Raw genomic sequence first — 17,266 nt, forward strand, 5'->3', positions numbered from 1 at the left:
GGAGGGAACGATGCCCAAAGCCGTCTTTCTCTACAGCGAAGAATTCGCCCGCTACGACTACGGACTCACGCATCCACTGAAGATGCGGCGATTGCGCCTCGTCTACGAATTGCTCGCGGCCTATGGCGTCTTCGAGGATCCGGACGTGGCGCTCATTGAGCCGAAGCCAGCCACCGAAGAGGATGCGCGCTCCTTCCACACGGAGGATTACTTGGCCGTCCTTCGCGCTTTGGAACAAGGAATCTACCCGAGCAATCCCTATGCTTATGGCCTGGGGCCGGGCGACAATCCGATCTTCCCCGGCTTGTATCGCCTGGCGCTACTGATCACAGGCTCATCGCTGGAGGCCGCGCGGCTCGTGGAGGCGCGGGAGACGCCTGTTGCCTTCAGCGTCGCCGGCGGTCTGCATCATGCACTGCCCAATCGAGCGTCGGGCTTTTGTTATCTCGACGATCCTGTCATCGCGATCAAGTGGTTGCTCAAGCGCGGCCATCGCGTCGTTTACGTGGACATTGATGCGCATCACGGCGACGGCGTGCAGTTGGCCTTTTACGATACCGATCAGGTGCTCACCATCTCGCTGCACGAGGATGGTCGTTTCCTCTTCCCCGGGACCGGATTCGTCGAAGAATTGGGAAGGGACGCCGGGTACGGCTATTCGGTGAACATCCCGCTCTATCCGGGGACGGACGATGAAACCTACGTCTGGGCCTTTGAAGAGATCGTCCCGCCGCTCATCGCCCTCTATCGGCCAGACATCCTGGTCACGCAACTTGGCGTGGACAGCTTCGCGACCGATCCGCTGACGGATTTGCGGTTGACGACGCACGGATACGCCCGCGTCGTCCGACGATTGAAGAGCTTTGGTCTGCCCTGGGTCGCGCTCGGGGGTGGAGGTTATAACCTTTCCAACGTCGCGCGCGCATGGACGCTTGCGTTTGCCATTATGTGCGGGATCGAATTGCCCGATGAGATTCCGCCGACTGGTCGCGAGGCATTGCGCCGCGAAGGACTGGACGTGCATCGCCTCCACGATCCGGAGCCGACGAGGTGCACCGATTCGCGCGTGCGCGAACACGCGGAGAAGAGCGTGCGATACATTCAGCAGCATGTTCTCGCACGATTGACCGCATAGCCGTGATGAAGTGCTCGTCCCTCTTCTGGACCTCTGCGCTTCGGACGCTGCGAGGAACAGGGTTCGTTCTCCTTTCGCTCTTTTGCCTGTGGGCTTCGGCATGGGGGAGAGAACGCCCTTCCTTCTCCCAAACGCATCTGAGCGTCGCCGTCGTGGATGAGAACGGCCGACCAATCCCGGGGGCGCGCGTGGTACTTGAGCGGGGGGACGGGAGCATCATTCGTGAAGCGGAGACCGATTCGGTAGGACGATTCACCTTCTCCGATCTCGCGGCCGGAATGTACCGCCTCCGCGTTGAGAAAGAGCGCTTTTATGTCATCACGGTGCCGGATGTTCGTCTTCCCGAGAACGCCGCCGTGGAGATCGTCTTGCCGCGGCAGCAGGAGTTCGTCGAAGTCGTCGAGGTGACGCCTTCCCCCTCGACGCTCGATCCATGGCGAACGACCGCGCGCGCGGAGTTGAGCGCCCTGGAGATCACCATGCTTCCGACGCCCGTCATGCGCGATCTGCGCTATTCGCTCGCCCTGCTCCCGAACGTCGTCCAGGATGCCTTCGGAAATCTCCACATCGCGGGCTCGGCCGAAACGCAAACTCTCGCGACGCTCGATGGTTTCACGGTCACGCATCCGATGACGGGACGCTTCGACGCGCGCGTGAGCGTAGATGCCATCGGCGAGGCTCAAATCCACAGCAGCCGATACTCGGCCGAATATGGGAGAGGCTCTGGTGGCGTGCTCGCTCTCTCCACGTTGATGGGGGACGATCGGTTCCGCTTCTCGGCCACCGATTTCATCCCCTCCGTCCAAAAGCGCAAGGGGATTCACGTGGATGGCTGGACGCCGCGGGTGACTTTTTCGGGACCACTTCGAAAGAAGCGAGCGTGGTTTTATAACGCCTTCGAGGGAGAATACGATGTCGCCATCGTCGAGGAGCTGCCACATGACGCCGATCGCAACCATGTCTGGCGATGGAGTGACCTCGCAAAGGTGCAGGCGAATCTCACCTCGACGCACTTGCTGACGTTCACGGTTCTCCTCAATCGCTTCCGCTCGCCCTATGACGGACTCTCGCGCTTCATCCCGCGCGAGGCGACGCGCCGCCTCACTCACGAGGTCGATCTCCTCACGCTGAAAGGGCAGATCTATCGGCCCAACGGTCTCTCTCTCGAATACGGCGTGGGCGCGATGTACTTTCGCCACTCTGAACGTCCGTGGGGAGACGCACCGTATCTCCTCTTCCCTGAAGGCCCGCGCGGCAACTTCTTCCGAATGCGAGAGAGCCGAGCGCACCGTTGGCAGGGGATCGTGAATCTCACACTCCCCTCCTTCCACAGACGCTGGCGACACGAAGTGAAGCTCGGCGTGGAGTGGCATCACCTCGGGGCGCGGGAGCATGCGCAGCGCCGCCCCATCGTCATCTTTCGACACGATGGGACGCGGGTGCGAACGGTACAGTTCAATACGCCCATTGACGCACGAATGACGAATATCGAGGTGGGACTCTATGGGCAGGATCGGTGGTTCCTCTCTCCGCGGGGAGTGCTCGAAATCGGTCTTCGGTTCGATTGGGATTCCGCTCTCGGCGCAACGCGATGGTCGCCGCGCGCGACGGCGAGCTATCTGCTCACTGCTGATCGGCGGACCAAACTCGTCGGAGGGATCGGCCTCTTTCATGACGCCACGAATTTAGAGCTCCTGCTGCGTCCTCTGGCCGGACGACGATGGGATGTCTGGCATGAGGCCGAAGACCGCCTGGGGAAATCCACGGAGACCGTCTTTCGAGCGGATGCTCGTGCTCTCGCTCCATCGGGCGCGCTGATTTGGAGCCTCGGCATCGAGCGACAGATCTCGACGGGGCTCTTCCTCTCCTTCGAGTTCTTGCAAAAGCGGGGATTTCGCGGATGGGCTTACGTCCCGATGACCGAGAACGCCGTGATCTCACCAGGGCGTGAGATGAGATCTCCCCTCGATCTCTCGACGACGAACGTTCGCCTCATCGAGCTTCGCGATGTGAAGCGAGATCGCTACGATGCGCTTCACGGAGCGCTCCGATGGAACCTGTGGGAATCCGCCACACTCTTCGCCTCCTACGCGCGTTCGCGCGCCCGTTCCAACGCGGTGCTCGATTTCACCCCGGAGACGCTCATACTCGGCCCGCAAGCGGATGGACCGTTGTCGTGGGATACGCCGAATCGTTTCCTCCTTTGGGGATGGATGCCGCTGCCCAAGCGCTTCGCTCTCGCATGCGCGTTGGAATGGCGCGATGGCTATCCGTTCATCGTCGTCAACGAGGAGCAGCGACTCGTGGAGCCGCCGAACCGACGACGGCTTCCCACGTATTTCTCCCTCAACCTTCACGTCGAGCGGCGATTTCAGCTCTTCGGCTTGCAGTGGGCCCTACGCGCCGGCGTCAATAATGTGACGAATCATCCCAACGCTTCGACCGTGAACAACAACGTGGATTCGCCGCAATTCCTCGCTCTCGGAGGACTCCAACGCCGCGCGTTCGTCGGGCGCCTCCGGCTCCTGGGGCGGAAGTGAAGATCGCCGATCCCCCCTCTCCTTGACGCTCCCCGCCAGGCGCTCCTATACTCCATCTCGGAAACACGAACCGAGACGATGGTGAAGCGAGACTATTACGAAATCCTCGGCGTGACGCGAGAAGCAACGCGCGCGGAGATCACCCGAGCCTACAAAAAGCTCGCGCGCAAATACCATCCCGAGCTTAACCCCGGCGACGAAGAGGCACGTCGAAAGTTCGAAGAGATCACTGAAGCCTATGATGTCTTGAGCGATCCGAAGAAGCGTGCCCTCTACGACCGATATGGCTGGCGATGGGATGAGCTGTCGAAGGAGGGGGAGAGACGAGCGACCCCCGATATCATTTTCGAGGGGTTCGATTTCAGTGCCGAGGAATCCTTCGGCAACTTTCTCGAAGAGTTGTTCGCTCCCTCCACTGGCAAACGGGTGAGGGCGCCGCAGCGCGGGGAAGACCTTGAAGTCCCCGTCGCCCTGAGCTTCGAACGCGCCTTGCGCGGCACGACAGTCCTCGTGACGGTCACCCGCCGTCAGACGTGTCCGCGCTGCGAGGGCCGCGGCGAAATTCAGGGTCCTCAAGGCACTTGCTTCCGATGCGGCGGGACAGGACGACGTCCGACATCGCGCGGCCCGCTCCGACTGAGTGTGTGCTGCGAGCAATGCGAGGGGACCGGACGGAGCGCTCCCATTTGCTCACTCTGCCATGGGGAGACGCGCATCCCGATCGAAGAATCGCTGGAGGTGAAAATTCCGGCGGGCGTAGATACGGGCTCGCGCATTCGCGTCGAGGGCAAAGGCGATGCCGGCTGGTATGGAGGCCCTCCCGGCGATCTCTACGTCGTCACCAACGTCCAGGCACATCCGTTCTTCGTCCGCAAAGGCGACAATATCTATTGCACGATCCCGATCACGATCACCGAAGCCGTCCTTGGCGCGAAGATCGAAGTCCCGACGCTGTGGGGGAAGGCCACGCTCCGCATTCCGCCCGGCACGCAGTCGGGCCAGATCTTCCGATTGCGCGAGCAAGGAGCTCCGAGCCTCCGTGGCGACGTGCGCGGCGATCAGTACGTCGAGGTCAGGGTCGTCATCCCGCGGCTCATTGATCAACGCTCGCGAGAGCTGATGCGCGAATTCGAGCGCTTGAATCCGGGGAATCCCCGCGCCGAGTTGATGCAGGTGGCCGGATTGCTCGTCGACGCATCATCGGAGGCGGAGGCCTCACATTGACACGGATGCCGAGGTTCTGTACTCTTACTCTCTCGACCATCTCAGCGTGAGGAGGTGACACGAAGGCATTGAAGAAGGTCGTTGTGGCGCCCAAAGGCATAGAATTGCTCTTTGGCCCGAATGACCAAAATATCAAGCTCCTGGAATCGATCCTGAATGTCCGTGTGGATGCCCGCGGCGGTGACCTCATCATTCATGGCGAGGATGCCGACATCGAGACTTTCCAGCGACTCTTGGATGACTTCGCCACGCTCGTCGAGGAAGGACGCCCGCCCTCAGAGCGAGATTTGAAGCTCGTCCTCCGACAGATCGCCGAAGATCGGTCTTACAGCTTGCGGGAACATTTTCGCATCGGCACGTTGAACCCGGCGGGCAAGAAGGTCGTCATGGCCCGCTCGGCGAACCAACTCCGATACATCCAGGCGATGGAACGCAGCGATTTCGTTTTCGCCATTGGGCCAGCGGGAACGGGAAAGACGTACCTCGCCGTCGCCATGGCCGTCCAAATGCTCATGAACAAGCGGGTGAATCGGATCATCCTGACGCGCCCGGCCGTGGAGGCCGGCGAGAAACTCGGATTTCTCCCCGGCGATCTCCAGGAGAAGGTGGATCCTTACCTCCGTCCCCTATACGATGCGCTCTACGACATCATGGATTATGAGCGCGTCGAACGGTTCTTGGAACGACGCGTCATCGAGATCGCGCCCCTCGCGTTCATGCGCGGGCGGACGCTCGGCGATTCGTTCATCATCCTCGACGAAGGGCAAAACACGACCTCGGAACAGATGAAGATGTTCCTGACGCGCATCGGCCTCGACTCGAAGGTCGTCGTCACGGGTGACGTCACCCAAATCGATCTCCCTCCGGGAAAACGATCGGGATTGGTCGAAGCTCGTGAGATCCTCTCTGGCATCGAAGGCATCGAATTCGTCTATTTCACGGAGAAGGACGTGGTGCGTCATCCGCTGGTGAAAGCCATCATCAAGGCCTACGAGGAGAGGAACAAGAAGACGCTGATGGAGTGATCCTCGACGGAGGTGCTGCCTGAGCCGTGGTCCTCATGATGAATCGTCAACGGAGATATCGTCTGAACGTGCGAGCGTTGGCGCGCTTCACCGAGCGCGTCTTGGCCGCCGTCGGCAAGAGTGGGCATGGGGTCGCGATCGTATTCGTCGGCGATCGAACGATCCGCCATCTCAATCGGGAATTCCGGGGCATTGACCGACCCACGGATGTCCTCTCCTTCCCCTTTGGCGAGACGGAGCCTGACGTTCCGGGATCACCGCCGTATCTCGGTGACGTCATCATCTCGGTGGAGACGGCGCGACGATACGCTGCGCGGTGGCGCATCTCGCTTGATCGAGAGCTGCGGAATTTGATCATTCACGGCGTGCTGCATCTGTGCGGTTACGATCACGAGACCGATCAAGGAGAGATGCGCCGACTGGAACGCCGCCTTCGACGTACGCTTCCTCGATAAGGAATTCCCGATGCGCCTATGTTGACTCTCGCGAGCATCACCTGTCTGTTGATCCTCGTGCTCTTGGCGACGTTCGAGAGCGCGCTGGCGCAGCTCAGCGATGTGCAATTGCGCGTCCTGCTTGTCGAGCAGGAACGTCGCTTTCGCTCTCGCCTGCTTCGAGAACTCGTCGAGAACCGCCAGCGCCTGCTCCTGACGCTCAGCATGGGGATGCACCTGATGACCGTTTTACTGGCCATCACCACCGTCTTCCTGTTCCAGCGTTGGGAGGTCGAGCATCCGCTCGCGGCAGGTCTCGTCGCCATGATCCTCGTCGTCGGCGTGTTTCGGCAGTTCCTACCGCGCCTCCTGGTCCAGAACGATCCCGAGCGCATGCTCTTGCGCTTGCTTCCCGTGATCTCGGCTTTCTACGCGCTCTTTTGGCCGCCAGCATATCCCATCTATCGCGCCCTTCAGGCCGCGAAAGCTCGAACCCCTGAGCCCCCTGAGGAGGAGAGCTCCGGCGAAGAGATCCAAGCGTTCATTGACGTGGGAGAACAAGAAGGCATCATCGAGGAATCCGAAGGGCAGCTCATCCAATCCATCGTGGAACTCGGCGATCGGCGCGTCCGCGATGTGATGACCCCTCGAAGCGACATCGTCGCGATTCCTCTGCAGACGACCATCGAGGATGCTCTTCGTACAATGGTCGAGACCCGATATTCGCGATTGCCCGTCTATCGAGAGCACTTGGACGACATCGAAGGGATCGTTGTCCTTCGCGATCTTGTGGCCGCTTATCTCGCGGGCCGAGGGAATGAGCGAGTCACTGCGGCGATGCGACCGGCCTACTTTGTGCCAGAGACCAAAGGCGCGGCCGAGCTGTTGCAGGAGATGAAGCGCGCCCGCCTTCATATCGCTCTCGTCGTGGACGAATACGGAGGCATCGCCGGCCTGGTCACGCTGGAGGATCTGCTGGAGGAGATCATCGGGGAGATCCACGATGAAGGGCAACCCGAGCCCGCTGAGATCCTCGCTCAACCCGATGGGACGTTCCTCGTCAAAGGGACGACCGACGTCCGGAAGCTCGAACTCTTCTTCCGCACCGAGATCGAGAGCGACGACTTCACGACGGTGGCCGGATTGATCCTCAAACATCTGGATCATCTTCCCACTGTCGGCGAGGGCATCGAATATAAGGGCTTCCGCTTCGAGGTCGTGGATGCCGATGCTCGTCGTATCCGCACGGTGCGCGTTCATCCGCCCCCCCCGCCTTCCCCCTCCCCGGAAGAGGAGGGAGGAATTTCTCATGCGACGACTGCCCGGAGGTGAATCGCTCATGTCAGAAGACGTCGCTGATCGCCCGACGAAATCCGGATTCGTCGCCCTCATCGGCCGACCGAACGTCGGAAAATCGACGCTCTTGAATCAGCTCATCGGCCAGAAGATCGCTGCCGTCTCGGACAAACCGCAAACCACGCGCTGGCGCATTCGCGGGATCCTCACTCGTCCGGAAGGGCAAATCATCTTCGTGGACACGCCAGGGATCCACAAACCCATCCACCGCATGAACGAACGTATGATGAGCGCTGTCGAAGCCGCCATCGCCGACGTGGACCTTTTGCTCTTGATGATCGATGTGACCGAGCCCTTCGGAGGGGGCGATCGCTTTGTGCTAGAGATGGTGAAGCGAGCGGAGAAGCCGGCCTTTTTGCTCCTGAACAAGATTGATCGGCTGGCCGACAAGCGCCAGCTTCTCCCGCTCATTGATCTCTATCGCCGCGAATACGACTTCAAGGAATACATCCCCCTCTCGGCTCTCACGGGGGAGAACGTGGACCTACTCCTTCGCCGCCTCTTCGAACATCTCCCGGAAGGTCCCTTGTATTATCCCGAGGGCGAGATCACCGATCAACCCGAACGGCTCCTGGTGGCCGAGATCGTGCGCGAGAAGATCCTCATGATCACGCGCGATGAGATCCCCTATGTCACGGCGGTCTATACGGAGAGCTTCAAAGAGGAGGGGAACCTGCTCCGCATCCACTGCGTGATCTTGGTCGAGCGCGAGTCGCAAAAGCCGATCATCATCGGCAAAGGAGGCGAACGCTTGAAGAAGATCGGCACGCTCGCCCGCCAAGAGATCGAATTCCTGTTCGGGAAAAAGGTCTTCCTGGAGCTTTACGTCAAAGTTCGCGAGAAGTGGCGCGAGAACGACGCCCTGCTCACGCAACTTGGTTTGGAACGTTGACGGAGGATCTTTCGGCGAAGACCGACGAAGGGCGATTCCTCCATCTGCAGTGCGTCCTCAGCGTCATCCAGGAAGTGAGCGCTTCCTGAATGTGGCGAGCGGCCTTCTAGACTTCACCGCGGCCATCAGTGCCTCACTTCATACGCGAGAGAGAGACGCGGAGAGGTCCCGCCGGATCCAACCTCAAGGGGGATTTCCTGGCGGGCTTCGGTGAAATAGCAGAGGCCGGTGAGGTCAGAACGACAATAGTAGAGCGTCCATTCGACGATGAGCCGACCCTTTCCCTCACGGAAGACGACGGGGAGCGAGATGGGGAACGTTGGACGGCGAAGCGTCAGCGTCGTCTGCTCCTGATCGAAGCGCACGACGGGATCTCCTTCGACGCGCAGCGAAATCAATGAGGGGGCTTGTTCGTTCACCTTATGGTCCTTGGGTAAGCGTAACGAGAGAGTAAGCGTTCCCGCACCCGCTGCCACCCGTTGTGCGGGCCCAATCAACACGGGGGAGACGGAAGCCGCCTTCCCACGCGGACGCAGCCGCTCCACGCCCTTCAATTCCAGCGTGGCGACACGTCCCGTCTGCAGATCAGCGACGCGAATGACGTGATTGTTCGTATCGGCGATGTAGAGCTTCCCGTTGGCGACGCTGATTCCCGCGGGCTCATCGAAGAGCGGGCGCTCGCCATCGCGCAATCCGGCTTCCCCAGTGCCGAGAAATGTGACGACCTGCCGCACGGTGGGGAAGAGCTTCTTGATCTTGTTGTTGTACGTGTCGGCCACGTAAATGACGCCCTCGTGAAATGCCACGCCGAGCGGATGTTGCAATCGGGCTCGAGAGCTTGGCCCATCGCGATCGCCGAAGACGAAGAGGTCTTCGCCGACGAGCGTCTCCACGCGCCCGCGCGGATCGAGGTCAACGGCGCGAATGGCGCTCGCCTCGCTATCGGCGACATAGAGCCGCTGGCCATCGGTCGTCAGCCCACTCGGTTGAGCAAGCGACGCCTCCAGTAGAGGTCCATCTTGGCATCCTTCATATCCACTCCCCGCATACGGCATCACGGTCTTCGCCTTCAAATCCAGCACCCAGAGTTGATGTGAGCCGGCCATGGCGATGTAGAGCCGATCGTCCAGAAAGAGGAGATCCCACGGCGAATTCAAATCCACCTGAAGCGCTGGCCCTCCCGAATGGAACAGACGGCGCAATTGATATCCTGTCCCCGCAATCGTCCTCACCGTGCGGGCCTTCAAATCCGCTTCGCGAATAGCGTGATTCTCCGTATCGGCGATGTACAGTGTGTCGCCGCGCAGAGCCATCCCTTGCGGATGATTGAATTGCGCCGTCTCGAAATCCCCATCTCGCAATCCGGCCTCCCCGTGTCCAATCACGTCCAGGATCGTCCCATCGGTGAGCGAGGCCACCACGATGCGATTGTGATTCGAATCAGCGATGAAGAGACGCCCAGAGGCAGCGTCGGCGAGGACCTTCCCCGGGAAGGAGAGCACCGGCTCCGGCACGCGCTCCCGTTCAAGATCGAATCGAATGGGCCGACGATCAATCTCTCCCCGCGCGTCGAAGGTGCGGATCACCTCGGCGATCACCGCTCCGAAAACCTCAGCCGTGATCTCGCCCGCGACTTGTCCGACGATCTTCCCCCGTGGGTCAATGAGCACCAGCGTTGGCCATGCGCGCGCGCCGTAGAGCCGCCAGACGAGCATGTCGCGATCGTTCACCACCGGATGCTCGATCTCGTAGCGCAAGATCGCCTGGCGGATGTTCTCGGTCTCCCGCTCGGCGGGGAATTTGGCCGAATGCACTCCAATGACGACCAGCTCGCGCTCGAATCGCCGCTCCAACTTCTTCAACTCCGGGAGAATGTGCATGCAGTTGATGCAGCAGTAGGTCCAAAAATCGAGCAGCACGACTTTTCCGCGCAGTTCGCGGAGCGTGAGCGGACGCTTCGTATTCAACCATTCCAAGCCTTCCGGAAATTCCGGCGCCGTCACCTTCCCCATGTAATCCTCGGACATTCGCTGCCCCTCCTTCGACACGGGCCCCGCGCTCTTGATGGAGAGCGCCATCAAGACGACGGGGATCATGAGGATTTTCCCGTCTCTCGCCATGCGGTTTGAAGCCAACATGCTACCAGAACTTCCGGTGCGGAGCAATCGCGCCGCTATTGCCAGGTCTTCCTTCCTTGCCTCATAATGAGCGCCGGTGAGCGACGCGGCTCGGATCTATTGCGCGCAATGCGGTGCTCCGATTCGCTCGGGGGCGAAATTCTGCACCCGTTGTGGGTGGCGCGTATCTTCCTCTCCGGAGGAGGAGTCGAGTGGATATCGAAGCCTCTTCGCCTCGCCACCTCCCGTAGTCGAAGGGAAGCCATACTCCTCGATGGAGGAATGGAGGGGATTCCAGGCGTATTCCCGCACGTTCTTCGGCGCACCGGGTCCGGAACGGAACGTGGTACTCTATGTCATCCTATCGCTGCTCAGTTGTGGCCTCTTCGCACCTCTGTGGATGTATCTGATCGGCCGCGATCTGCGCCGAGCACTCGTGCACGAGGAATTGCGCCCCGGATTAGACCTTCTGCTGGCCGCTATCACCTGCGGCATCTGGTGGTTTTACCTCCTCTACCGGTATTCCTCGCTCGTCGTGGAACTGAAGCGCCGCGTCGGATTGAGCGGTGGGGAATTGCCGGTGATCTCCCTCATCCTCGGCATCTTGAGCTTGGGCTTGGTGAGCCTGGCGCTCATGCAAAGCGAATTAAATCGCATCTGGCGGGTCGTGGAAGGACGGACATGAGAATCGGAAGCGCAGGGGAATGGAGCCGACAAAGGCTCGCGCCACACCGGGAAGGAGACTCGCGGCGATGCGCTCCATTGGGAGAGCGCACGGAGGCTTTGGGCGAACTTCTTCTGGTTGCGCTGGCAGCGCTTCTCGTGTACTTGACGACCTCGGCCCCGACGACTTCACTGCTCTTTTGCCCGTTTCGCTGGCTCACGGGGTGGCCGTGCCCGGGATGCGGAATGACGCGCGCATTCGGCGCACTGGTGCAGGGGCAATGGGAACGAGCCCTCTCCCTTCATCCGCTCAGTCCGATCGTCGCGCTCGGATGGTTGCTCTTCGGGCTCTCCGCGTTCTCGAAGGCCATCCTTCCCTCGCGCGCTCCGTTCCGCCACCTCAGCGCTCTCGGCGAGCGCATTCTGATGACCTCGTGGACCATTGGCCTAGCTCTCGCCCTGGTCCTGGGCGTATGGGGGATTCGCTTGATCGCTCTCATCGTCAAGGGGGAAGCAAGCGAGCTTTTCCGCCAGGGCTGGTTGAGTCGCTTGTGAAAGCGCGACGCTCACGTTCGCTTCCGGCCAAAGAAGCGGTGCAACAAATGACGAAGCCGCTCCTTCAGGGGAAGCCCTCGCTTCAGGGAGATCGTACGTCCGCTTCTGCGACGCTCAATAGCAACAACGCGCCCGAGGATCTGGTGCAAAGCGATAGGCGTGCTGGGGAACTCCGCGCGATCCCCGCGCGTGATGGCATAGGTGCATCCGCCGCGCTCTTCGAGGGCGATCACGCGCTGCACGACGGCTGTGCCACTGCTCGTCGCATAGAGCACGATGTCGTGCGGACGAATCGTCGTCACATCCACGGGTTCGATGGTGAGAATATCGCCTTCTTCGATCGTCGGCCGCATCGTGGGCCCGGACATCTCCAGGCGCAGGGGGCGATTCCGCGAAAGCTCGAACCGGGCGTACTCCAGAAGCTCCGGCAGATCGAGCCGGAGCCGCTGTCCCCGATACGTCTTCATCTCTCTGAACGTCGGCATATCCGCCTCGCGTCATGCCAATATTAGCCCGAGTGGGTATAATCTTCAAGCCGTCAGGAGCCGAGCGCCATGCCCGATCTTTCGATCGTCATCGTGAGCTACAATACGCGCGAGCTGACGGAGCGCTGCCTGCGCTCTCTCTTCGCCTTCACGCGCGATCTTCCGATCGAAGTCATCGTCGTGGACAACGCGTCCGAAGACGGTACGGCCCGCCGAGTGCGAGAGGAATTCCCCGACATCCAGCTCGTCGAGAATACGACGAATGTGGGATTCGCGCGCGCCTGCAATCAGGGCTTACGGCGAGCACGCGGGCGATACCTCATGTTGCTGAACAGCGACACGGAATTGTGCGCAGACGTGCTCGGCCCACTGCTTCGTCGGCTCGATGCCCATCCGGAGGTCGGCGCGGCCGGCCCCCGATTGATCTACCCGGACGGGCGCACACAGCATTATTCGGCAGCGCGCGCGAAATCTCTGCTGGGGACGCTCGCCCAATACAGTATCCCCCGGCGCCGCGAGATCCCCCTTTATCTGAAGCCGCTTGATCCCTCGGGGTCTTTCTACGAGACCGAGTCCATCTCCGGTGCGGCGATGATCGTGCGGCGCGAGGTCCTGGAGACCGTCGGGTTGTTGGACGAAGGCTTCTTCCTCTACGGCGAAGATGCCGATTGGATTGCCCGCATGCGTCGAGCTGGATATAAAGTCGCCTGCGCTCCCGACCTCATCCTCCTTCATCATCATGGAGCGAGCAGTCGCCAGGATGAACAACGACGAGAGATCGAAGCCGTGAAGTCGAACCTGCGCTATTTCGCCAAACACGGAGGACGCTGGCACGTTCTCCTCTTCCGTCTGGGACTCGCCCTCATTCTCATTCTCCGCATGCTTTCGCTCGATCTGGCGCGCGCCCTCTTTCGCGGAAATCGAACGCGCCTCCGCAGGGATGCCGTACTGTTGAAATACGCGCTCGCGCACCGCGTGACAGAGAGCTCATCATGCGCGTGCTCTTCATCCATCCGAGCCCACATCTGACCGGCGCCGGACGTATGCTCGCTCTTTTGGCGAAGCATCTGCGGCGGCGTAGGCATGAGACGCTCGTCGTCCTCCCGGGACCCGGTCCCCTGGCGCGGGTCCACGCCGAGGATCTCGGATCCATCGTCTTCGTCCCCATGACGCCCATTCGGCGCTCCCCGTCGGCGATCGCTCGCCATCTCTTGGAATTCCCCCAAACGGTGCATCGCCTCGAACGACTCATCCGCACTTGGCGTCCCGATCTCGTACACGTCAATGGCGTGTACACACTGTGGGCGGGGATCGCCGCACGAAGAGCGGGCGTGTCGTGTCTCTACCATGTACACGAAGCGCTCGAATCTTACCCGCCATGGCTCTATCGAATGTGGCAAGCCCTCGTCGGGAAGCTCGCTTCTCGCATCGTTCTCGTCCACGAAAATCTCCGAGCCGCCTGGACCGACTTCGCTTCGCGGCTCCTCGTCATCGAAAACGGTGTGGATGTCGAACGCATTCGCGCGTATGTGAGAGAGTCATCATCGGCAGACCTGCGTCGCGCTTGGGGAGATCGTTCGCCTATTCTTCTTTGCCCCTCGCACATTATGCCCGGGAAGAACCAACTCCTGCTCGTGCGCGCGGCTCCGACAATCTTTCGCCAGCTTCCCGAGGCTCGGATCATCTTCCTCGGACGCACGCACGGACGAGCGACGAATGAAGCGTATCGTCGTGAACTGCAACGGCTCGCCCGCGCTCTAGGGGTCGAAACGCGCCTTCGCTTCGTTGATGAGCCCGAAGATGCTCACCGCGCCTATGGCGCCGCCGACCTCGTCGTTTCGACCTCACCGTTGGAGTCGTTCGGGCTTATCCCACTCGAAGGATTAGCGGCTGGGAAACCCGTCGTCGCCGTTCGAACGGCGATCGCCGAAGAGCTTCAGGCCCGCGGCCATGCGATACGCACAGTGAGCCGCGACGATCCCGAGGAATTGGCTCAAGCTATTGTGGAGTTGCTCGCGATGCCCTATTCACCAGAAGCCCTCGCTCTCCCCCGAGAATATGAAGCGGAGTACGTCGTCGCGCGATTTGAGATCGTATATGCGGGAATGCTCGACGAGCGACGCGCCACTGCCTCCTGAGCGCGCGATTACTCATCCATCGCGAGCGTCCATGTCCTCGAACGCCGTCGGCATCGCCAGAGCGACGCGCCTGTCCGTACTCCCGGAATCGGCAGAACATATGGGCAAGAACCGCCGATCCATGAGATGCGTGAGATTGACTTTCCCCAACGCCGCCAGCAGCGAATTCTTCAAGCGCGGATACCGGCGCTCCAATTCGTTGAGCAGGTTTTTCATCTGAAAGCGAAGTGCTGTCTCGTCTTCGCAATAAGGAGATGCGCAGGAGACAACGGGCGCTCCCGTATGGGGAACGTATTGGCGGATCTCGTCCTCGAACACGTAGCAGAGCGGACGAATGACGATGTTCTGCCCATCGTCGGAGATGAGGATGGGCGGCATCGTGCGAACCTCTCCCCGGAAGAAGACCGAGAGCAGAAACGTCACCATCAAATCATCGGCATGATGACCGAGGGCGATTTTCGTCGCCTTCAGCTCCTTCGCCAACCGATAGAGCGTCCCTCGACGGAGCCGCGAGCACAACGCGCAGGCCGTTGTGCCTGGTTCCAGTTTCTCCTGGATGATGCGATAGGTGGGGTTCGAGACGATGTAGTACTCGTACCCCTCGCGCTTCAAATACTCCTCGATGAGATCGGCGCGGAATCCGGGATACCCTTGATCAATGTTGACGGCGAAGAGCTCGAAGCGCACGGGCGCTCGCCGTTGGAGCAGGCGCAAGACGTGAAGGAGCGTCCAACTGTCCTTTCCGCCAGAGATGGCTACCAGAACGCGATCGCCGTCCTCGATCATCCGATAGTCCTTGATGGCGCGCCCCACCCGGCGTAAGATCGAGCGCTCCAACGCTTCGATCGAGCGCGTGCGCTCGCCCTCGTGATTCCGACGAATAGAGATCATTGGCTCGTTCACCACCTTCACCGGCCTGAAATATTATCCGAAAGGCCGGAGCGAAAGCAAATCGGCCGTGTCCGCTGACCGGATACGCCGCGCTCGGGTGACCGCGCGTCTTTTCTGGAACTCGGGCGTGCACGGAGCGTGTATGGGGGGTGGAATCAACAAGGATCAGGAGGTCAGCGATGAGGAGGAGTGTTGTAGGAATGGGACGGTTTCTCTTGGCAGGGATTCTCCTTGCCTCGACCCTCGGCACCAAAGCCGAAGGGACGCCGAGAGCGAATCCGAACGAAGGATATCTGGGCGTCTATGTGACGGATCTCACGCCGGAGAAGGCGAAGCAGCTCCGGACGCCCGGCGAATACGGTGTCCTCGTCATGGAGGTCGCCGAGGAGAGTCCAGCGGCCAAAGCCGGCATTAAAGCGAACGACGTCATCATCGAATTCAACGGCGTGCGCGTTGAGGGCGAAGTCCAATTCGGACGCCTCGTGCGCGAGACGCCTCCGGGACGAACGGTGCCGGTGAAGATCGTGCGGGATGGCAAGACGCAGGAGCTGAAGGTCACGCTCGGCTCTCGCCGACCGATCGCGATCGGTCCCGACTTTCGCTTCGATCTGAGGATTCCGGAGATTCGCATCCCGCCGATCGTCGTGCAATTGGGGGGATATTCGCTCTTGGGCGTTCGGGTGCAAGATCTCACCGAGCAATTGGGGGAATATTTCGGCGTGCCCGAGGGGCGAGGCGTGTTGATCACGTTCGTACGGGCGGGAAGCCCAGCGGAACGCGCGGGTTTGCGCGCCGGTGATGTCATCGTAGCTGTAGACGATACCGACGTCCGCGATGTGCGCGAGTTCACCCGCGTGCTCATGAGGAAAGAAGGCAATGTCTCGCTCACGATCGTCCGGAACAAGGAGCGGCAGAAGGTCACGGTGACTCTTGAGCGCCGCGAGCGACCGTGGGCGTGGTACTATAACCAGGGCGACTTCCGATGGGATGCCTATCGCCAGGGCTTGAGGGACTACTTGCGGGAGCTTCGGCAATACCTGGAATCATTGGAGCGCTATCAGCGAAGGCTTCGTCGCGACGAGATACCGACCGGTGATGCCTATCGCCGATCGATCTCTACTTCCGTCCTCTGAGCCGTAGGATGCTTCCTCAAAGCGCGCGGCGACGGGAGGCTATCTCTGATGGAACCGTTGCTGCGCGCGCCAGTAATCCTCCGGCGTATCGAGGTCCCAGAAGAAGTTCTCCGCGCCCGGCAAATGGGCGATCGCCGAAAAGGCGAGGAAGCGGACGGCAAGATGTTCGAGCACGCGATTCATGCGCCGCTCGCCCTGCTCGATCAGATCGGTCACTAGGGGCAAACAAGCGACGGAATAGATAGCGCATAGTGGCTGCGGGCGCCCTCGCGCATCGAGCGGGACGATCGCTTCGGCTTCATGGAAGGAATCCCGAAGCAAGCCGAGGAATTCGCCCGTCAGGAAGGGGAGATCACATGCCAGAATGAGCGCGGCTTCCTTCTGACAGCGCGAGAGCGCGATATGAAGCCCCGCCAATGGTCCTATGCCACAATAATGGTCCGCAGCGAGGGCGATCCCCTGCTCTCGGCAAAAGGTCCCCACCTGAGGGTCCGAGGTGACGACTGTGATCTCCGCTGTCACGGCGCGCGCGGCAGTGATCACCCATTCGAGGCAAGGTCTCCCCCCAATGGGGAGAAGTGCTTTATTTCGCCCCATGCGGGTGCTTCCCCCTCCCGCCTGAATGAACGCACTGATCATTCGGCCCTCTTGTCCACTCCTCCGATTTTTGCCACAATA

Annotated in this window: 16 protein-coding genes; 12 read left to right on the forward strand and 4 right to left on the reverse strand. The window is 60.8% G+C overall.

Features of this window, described 5'->3' with window-relative positions; all coding sequences use genetic code 11:
* The first annotated feature begins 10 nt into the window (after positions 1-10).
* The 7 genes from NZ746_00790 (at position 11) to era (ending at position 8,606) form a co-directional block, all read left to right on the forward strand.
* On the forward strand, positions 11-1,135 hold the full coding sequence (locus tag NZ746_00790; GenBank protein ID MCS6815893.1) for an acetoin utilization protein AcuC: 1,125 nt from the start codon (positions 11-13) through the stop codon (positions 1,133-1,135).
* A gap of 5 nt (positions 1,136-1,140) precedes the next feature.
* Positions 1,141-3,675 (forward strand): TonB-dependent receptor, encoded by a 2,535-nt coding sequence (locus NZ746_00795; GenBank protein ID MCS6815894.1) that lies wholly within the window; start codon positions 1,141-1,143, stop codon positions 3,673-3,675.
* Positions 3,676-3,753: 78 nt separating this feature from the next.
* Positions 3,754-4,899: a J domain-containing protein gene (locus NZ746_00800; GenBank protein MCS6815895.1), complete on the forward strand. Its 1,146-nt coding sequence runs from the start codon at positions 3,754-3,756 to the stop codon at positions 4,897-4,899.
* 68 nt (positions 4,900-4,967) lie between these two features.
* On the forward strand, positions 4,968-5,924 hold the full coding sequence (locus NZ746_00805; GenBank protein ID MCS6815896.1) for a PhoH family protein: 957 nt from the start codon (positions 4,968-4,970) through the stop codon (positions 5,922-5,924).
* Between the two features lie 35 nt (positions 5,925-5,959).
* Entirely contained in the window at positions 5,960-6,379 is a 420-nt protein-coding gene (gene ybeY / locus NZ746_00810; GenBank protein ID MCS6815897.1) for an rRNA maturation RNase YbeY, read from the forward strand.
* A gap of 18 nt (positions 6,380-6,397) precedes the next feature.
* The gene (locus NZ746_00815) at positions 6,398-7,690 is read left to right on the forward strand and encodes a hemolysin family protein (GenBank protein MCS6815898.1); all 1,293 of its coding nucleotides are present in this window, start codon (positions 6,398-6,400) and stop codon (positions 7,688-7,690) included.
* Positions 7,668-8,606: a GTPase Era gene (gene era, locus NZ746_00820; GenBank protein ID MCS6815899.1), complete on the forward strand. Its 939-nt coding sequence runs from the start codon at positions 7,668-7,670 to the stop codon at positions 8,604-8,606. Before NZ746_00815 ends, era begins: the two co-directional genes overlap by 23 nt.
* 125 nt (positions 8,607-8,731) lie before the next feature.
* Here era and NZ746_00825 read toward each other — a convergent pair whose 3' ends face one another.
* Positions 8,732-10,633, reverse strand: a complete 1,902-nt coding sequence (locus tag NZ746_00825) for a thioredoxin-like domain-containing protein (GenBank protein ID MCS6815900.1) — start codon at positions 10,631-10,633, stop codon at positions 8,732-8,734.
* 364 nt (positions 10,634-10,997) lie between these two features.
* On the opposite strand from NZ746_00825, the gene NZ746_00830 reads away from it, so the two are divergent.
* The gene (locus NZ746_00830; protein MCS6815901.1) at positions 10,998-11,408 is read left to right on the forward strand and encodes a DUF4234 domain-containing protein; all 411 of its coding nucleotides are present in this window, start codon (positions 10,998-11,000) and stop codon (positions 11,406-11,408) included.
* 98 nt (positions 11,409-11,506) lie between these two features.
* Positions 11,507-11,941: a DUF2752 domain-containing protein gene (locus tag NZ746_00835; protein MCS6815902.1), complete on the forward strand. Its 435-nt coding sequence runs from the start codon at positions 11,507-11,509 to the stop codon at positions 11,939-11,941.
* A gap of 11 nt (positions 11,942-11,952) precedes the next feature.
* Here the strand turns inward: NZ746_00835 and NZ746_00840 are convergent, their stop codons facing one another.
* Entirely contained in the window at positions 11,953-12,426 is a 474-nt protein-coding gene (locus NZ746_00840; GenBank protein MCS6815903.1) for a hypothetical protein, read from the reverse strand.
* A 69-nt stretch (positions 12,427-12,495) separates the two neighbouring features.
* Here NZ746_00840 and NZ746_00845 point away from each other — a divergent pair, with 69 nt between their 5' ends.
* Both NZ746_00845 and NZ746_00850 read left to right on the forward strand, forming a co-directional pair.
* Entirely contained in the window at positions 12,496-13,455 is a 960-nt protein-coding gene (locus NZ746_00845; GenBank protein ID MCS6815904.1) for a glycosyltransferase family 2 protein, read from the forward strand.
* Positions 13,419-14,564: a glycosyltransferase family 4 protein gene (locus tag NZ746_00850; protein ID MCS6815905.1), complete on the forward strand. Its 1,146-nt coding sequence runs from the start codon at positions 13,419-13,421 to the stop codon at positions 14,562-14,564. The genes NZ746_00845 and NZ746_00850 overlap by 37 nt, the downstream gene beginning before the upstream one ends.
* Before the next feature lie 12 nt (positions 14,565-14,576).
* Here NZ746_00850 and ttcA read toward each other — a convergent pair whose 3' ends face one another.
* Entirely contained in the window at positions 14,577-15,455 is an 879-nt protein-coding gene (ttcA, locus tag NZ746_00855) for a tRNA 2-thiocytidine(32) synthetase TtcA (protein ID MCS6815906.1), read from the reverse strand.
* Positions 15,456-15,634: 179 nt separating this feature from the next.
* Between ttcA and NZ746_00860 the strand changes: the two genes are divergently transcribed.
* Positions 15,635-16,588, forward strand: a complete 954-nt coding sequence (locus NZ746_00860; GenBank protein ID MCS6815907.1) for a PDZ domain-containing protein — start codon at positions 15,635-15,637, stop codon at positions 16,586-16,588.
* Positions 16,589-16,627: 39 nt separating this feature from the next.
* Here the strand turns inward: NZ746_00860 and NZ746_00865 are convergent, their stop codons facing one another.
* On the reverse strand, positions 16,628-17,227 hold the full coding sequence (locus tag NZ746_00865; GenBank protein MCS6815908.1) for a molybdenum cofactor guanylyltransferase: 600 nt from the start codon (positions 17,225-17,227) through the stop codon (positions 16,628-16,630).
* Between the last annotated feature and the right edge of the window lie 39 nt (positions 17,228-17,266).

It is taken from the genome of Blastocatellia bacterium (assembly GCA_025055075.1).
GTDB lineage: Bacteria > Acidobacteriota > Blastocatellia > HR10 > HR10 > HR10.

Bases quoted from the DNA above. Each gene is read 5' to 3' on its own strand.
- NZ746_00790 (MCS6815893.1), top strand. From the start codon at position 11: ATGCCCAAAGCCGTCTTTCTCTACAGCGAAGAATTCGCCCGCTACGAC.
- NZ746_00795 (MCS6815894.1), top strand. From the start codon at position 1,141: ATGAAGTGCTCGTCCCTCTTCTGGACCTCTGCGCTTCGGACGCTGCGA.
- NZ746_00800 (MCS6815895.1), top strand. From the start codon at position 3,754: ATGGTGAAGCGAGACTATTACGAAATCCTCGGCGTGACGCGAGAAGCA.
- ybeY (MCS6815897.1), top strand. From the start codon at position 5,960: ATGATGAATCGTCAACGGAGATATCGTCTGAACGTGCGAGCGTTGGCG.
- NZ746_00815 (MCS6815898.1), top strand. From the start codon at position 6,398: ATGTTGACTCTCGCGAGCATCACCTGTCTGTTGATCCTCGTGCTCTTG.
- era (MCS6815899.1), top strand. From the start codon at position 7,668: ATGCGACGACTGCCCGGAGGTGAATCGCTCATGTCAGAAGACGTCGCT.
- NZ746_00825 (MCS6815900.1), bottom strand. From the start codon at position 10,633: ATGTCCGAGGATTACATGGGGAAGGTGACGGCGCCGGAATTTCCGGAA.
- NZ746_00830 (MCS6815901.1), top strand. From the start codon at position 10,998: ATGGAGGAATGGAGGGGATTCCAGGCGTATTCCCGCACGTTCTTCGGC.
- NZ746_00840 (MCS6815903.1), bottom strand. From the start codon at position 12,426: ATGCCGACGTTCAGAGAGATGAAGACGTATCGGGGACAGCGGCTCCGG.
- NZ746_00845 (MCS6815904.1), top strand. From the start codon at position 12,496: ATGCCCGATCTTTCGATCGTCATCGTGAGCTACAATACGCGCGAGCTG.
- NZ746_00850 (MCS6815905.1), top strand. From the start codon at position 13,419: ATGCGCGTGCTCTTCATCCATCCGAGCCCACATCTGACCGGCGCCGGA.
- ttcA (MCS6815906.1), bottom strand. From the start codon at position 15,455: ATGATCTCTATTCGTCGGAATCACGAGGGCGAGCGCACGCGCTCGATC.
- NZ746_00860 (MCS6815907.1), top strand. From the start codon at position 15,635: ATGAGGAGGAGTGTTGTAGGAATGGGACGGTTTCTCTTGGCAGGGATT.
- NZ746_00865 (MCS6815908.1), bottom strand. From the start codon at position 17,227: ATGATCAGTGCGTTCATTCAGGCGGGAGGGGGAAGCACCCGCATGGGG.